The organism is Paraburkholderia sp. Ac-20342 (assembly GCF_017104985.1).
GTDB lineage: Bacteria > Pseudomonadota > Gammaproteobacteria > Burkholderiales > Burkholderiaceae > Paraburkholderia.
Genome location: NZ_JAAGPQ010000191.1, coordinates 1 through 3,340 on the forward strand (window position 1 = coordinate 1; position 3,340 = coordinate 3,340).

Genomic DNA, 3,340 nt, shown 5'->3' on the forward strand with positions numbered 1-3,340 from the left:
CGACGCATTCGGGAAGTAGTGCGACCTGCTTGCGGTCATCGCCTTCAACGAATCGCTTCATGAGTCACCCGGTCTCAACGCGTTGATTCAGTTTAGACGATCAATTCGTTTTCACACGGCCTCGGCCAGTTTCAGCCATTCGACATCGCGAAGAAGATCGTTGACAATCTGCAACAAATCAACTGCCTGCACCCACAAGAAGAGCCTATGAAATTAAGGATATTTCTCACGGCAATACTCGGCCTCCTGACAATACTCGTACTTGGGCTACTCGGATATACAGGTGCCGCAGTTGGATCGAAACTCTACTTCCTCGCAGTCGAGCGGACGTGGCCCGAAACCGAAGCCACAATCACGTCCATCCATACGATCTCCAAACCCCTCAAGTACGGAAACCATTTGTGGGCGCCGTCATGGACATACAACTATACCGTCGACGGTAGGTCATATAGCGCCGAAAGCTCGCACATCGCTCACGGCTATGACGTGAACTGGTATCAATATGAGCCTGTCGCGGAACGTGACGGCCTATCGCGGCCAGTCGGTTCTACCGTCCGTACGTTTTACGATCCGGGCAACCCTTCGCGCTCCGTCCTTGATCGAGCGATATTTGATCTGTCGGATGCCATATATCTGGCGCTCTTTATTCTAGTGCTTGCCAAGGCTGCGGACTTTGTACGCACTGGGCGGCGTCAGGCTGCAAAGCGACCCTCATGATGCACAAGCGTCGCGGCCATTCACACGACACGAGATCGGAGCCTGGTCATCGCATGCCTTGGCACCGCGACGTTACGTTATTCGAAGAAACCATACACAAAGGTCATAACAATGAAAATGGCAGGCGTAATGCTTTTCTTGCTGGGGATAATTATTGGCGGGACTTCATTCACGCTCGCGTACATTTACTGGCTGGATAGTCCTGTCGGACTACCGTGTCATTCGGTAGGCTATGACGGGACACTCGAAATTCAGAATCGCTTCCTAGGGAAGGAGATATCTTTTCTCAACAATGGAAAATCCATGCTCTTGGCACGAGAGGCCGGACGTAATCGCGGGCCTTTCCCGATGACGATGTTCGATGGAATGCCGTCTGGATCGCCCATGCATTTGGAGTATTGCGGCCCTACCCTCGTACGGATGAATTTAGGCGATCGTGAAATCCTCAAACGCACGCAGAAAAGCGCCGAAGATAGCCGAAAGGCGGGCATGCTGCAGTGGGGATGGGGAGTAATTCTTGGCGTTTTGGCTGCGCTATTGGGCAGCTGGTTGGCACGGCGCGCACCCGATTAAACTGACCGTAGTTCCAGTCAAGGCCATCTCGGTTCGCAGCAACGAACGTCGGCTCTGGGCGGGCCGCAACGTCAGATTTGGGTTGCGGATTCAACCGGTCGACGCAACGGTTTGACGAAATCGTTCGGCATGTCCTAAACGCGGGGCGAACAGAGCCATCATATTTCAGCAAGACGAGATAAGTAAGCGCTTGGGAGCAACTTTGGGGGTACGATTGGGGGTATGAAATCATCAACCAATTTATACATTTCCAATTGGCAGTGCCTTTCACCGCCTTTCCGATTCCTCTTTCCACCAAAAGATTCAAGCACTTAGCCCAGCCCTAACCGGCTGGGCTTTTTGCTTTCTGAATCCGTGTAAGGGCCGGTGTAAGTGATTTTTCGCTATGTTTTGCACCGACCCACACAGGCGACACGACGGGGCGGATTCGCGTGACGCAAGATCAGGCTTGACACGCTCGTATGCACCTGCACGCAAAGCACCCGATACCACGTATAGGCTTCGCCCAAACCCGCCCGCTTCAGCAACCATGGCGGCGGCATGGATCGGCTTGTGCATTCGAGCGATGCTCTATCGATATTCATCAATCTCGACCGTGCCACCCATCGCTTCCATCATCGCCGTGATCCCCCACATCGTCGGACAGCAATTCGGAAAGTTCGTCCGGGCGGAGCGCCCGCATCGCCTTCTCGATTTTCCTGTCATATTTGCGATCGTTCGGGTCAAGCCCGCCAAGACGTGCCTTGCGCGCGTACTTCTGTACGAAGCAACCAAGTTCGCCAGCCAGGCGCGCGCGCTTTGTGATTCGCATCTCAATCGAATGATTGCGGCACAATCCGGCCACCTTCAATCACAAGATGCCGCGCATCGCGTTTTTTCTCGAAGAACCGCCAGTCCTCATCGTCCCCCGCTCCGTTCATTGCTACGATCAAACGGAACGATTGCGACAGAGAAATGACCAGGCCGCATTCCGAGTTGGCCGATATACCTTCGACAATGACCGGGGCAAGTCGAGCTAACGCTTCTCTCAGAGAAATTACAAACGCGTTGACTTCCTCATCAAAACCCACCAGGGATTTTTCAGTCGGGATACTTTTTCCCGCCTTACTCAAGGTCCAGGCGCACTGAATATGCAAAGCCCATGCGCTGACTTGCCTGGGTACGCCATAGAAGTTTCTCTCCTCATGCTTCGGTCCAAAACCCAAGGTGAGCATATCCGCTGCGCGACTAATGCCAGTCCACTGCAAAACCTTTTAGCACGGACAAACGCCATTCTATTTCTATGGCAGGGACTCTCATACTCATGCCGCAATAACCTCTAACGTTTCAAACTCGATAACAAGTTCTGCGCCACAGGTTGAGAAAAGCTGCGCAATTTTGCAAGGTTGTCTATCCGTCCAATGTTGGGACTTGGCGAGTACCAGTTGCGCTTTCTCATAACGCGGAGTTCCCGGTTCCAGTACTTTAATCTCGTATACGATGTTCTGTAGCCCGAGATCTTCGAGTACACACCGGTTCATCCCCACGAAAGATACGGACGCGCGCTGGTCTTGCAGGTACATACCAAGTGTTAGTGTTTCGCGTTCTTTTGATACATGAAGCGTGTCCATATACCAGTCATGAAAATACTCAAAATCTTTCAAATTATCCATATCGCAATATTAATAAGGGAGAATTGACACGGCATTCCCAAGGTCACGACTCCGGCCATCCCAATTGTGCGAATGCGGCGCACCAAAACCATGGTCGTGATCAAAATCAATATCAACGGCAGCGTTGCCGTTGGCATCATACAGCCGCAATTGCCCACTTCCAGATGGATTCTCGACCCACGTATTAGGCGGGCCGTTCTCAATTGGCATACCGCCATAGGTTTCAGCATCGCCGTTAGGCGCGTCAAGCGGCTTGTACCCGAACGGCTGTGCACGGCCGAGGTTCTGCGGCGGGGTTCGTGAGCGTCCGCGACAATCGCACGTCCATGCGATGCCCAGGGCTTCGGCCATCTCGTAACCGGTTGGCAGCGAGCGCAGCCGGTCAAACGGAAAGAACT

Annotated in this window: 4 protein-coding genes and 1 pseudogene; 1 reads left to right on the forward strand and 4 read right to left on the reverse strand. The window is 53.0% G+C overall.

Going from position 1 to position 3,340, the window contains the following annotated elements; genetic code table 11:
* Positions 1-828: 828 nt before the first annotated feature.
* Complete coding sequence (locus G3N58_RS33560) at positions 829-1,290, forward strand: hypothetical protein (protein ID WP_206001339.1); 462 nt, start codon at positions 829-831, stop codon at positions 1,288-1,290.
* Between the two features lie 583 nt (positions 1,291-1,873).
* Here the strand turns inward: G3N58_RS33560 and G3N58_RS33565 are convergent.
* The 4 genes and pseudogenes from G3N58_RS33565 to G3N58_RS33580 form a co-directional block, all read right to left on the reverse strand.
* Positions 1,874-2,101 (reverse strand): hypothetical protein, encoded by a 228-nt coding sequence (locus G3N58_RS33565; RefSeq protein ID WP_206001340.1) that lies wholly within the window; start codon positions 2,099-2,101, stop codon positions 1,874-1,876.
* 1 nt (position 2,102) lies between these two features.
* On the reverse strand, positions 2,103-2,504 hold the full coding sequence (locus G3N58_RS33570) for a hypothetical protein (protein WP_206001341.1): 402 nt from the start codon (positions 2,502-2,504) through the stop codon (positions 2,103-2,105).
* 87 nt (positions 2,505-2,591) lie between these two features.
* Entirely contained in the window at positions 2,592-2,942 is a 351-nt protein-coding gene (locus G3N58_RS33575; RefSeq protein WP_205988383.1) for a hypothetical protein, read from the reverse strand.
* A gap of 9 nt (positions 2,943-2,951) precedes the next feature.
* A pseudogene (locus G3N58_RS33580) lies at positions 2,952-3,340 on the reverse strand (hypothetical protein); the annotation flags it as partial.

What these genes read in the sequence shown, in the direction of transcription:
- G3N58_RS33560 (WP_206001339.1), top strand. Translation starts at nt 829, where the DNA reads ATGAAAATGGCAGGCGTAATGCTTTTCTTGCTGGGGATAATTATTGGC.
- G3N58_RS33565 (WP_206001340.1), bottom strand. Translation starts at nt 2,101, where the DNA reads ATGCGAATCACAAAGCGCGCGCGCCTGGCTGGCGAACTTGGTTGCTTC.
- G3N58_RS33570 (WP_206001341.1), bottom strand. Translation starts at nt 2,504, where the DNA reads ATGCTCACCTTGGGTTTTGGACCGAAGCATGAGGAGAGAAACTTCTAT.
- G3N58_RS33575 (WP_205988383.1), bottom strand. Translation starts at nt 2,942, where the DNA reads ATGGATAATTTGAAAGATTTTGAGTATTTTCATGACTGGTATATGGAC.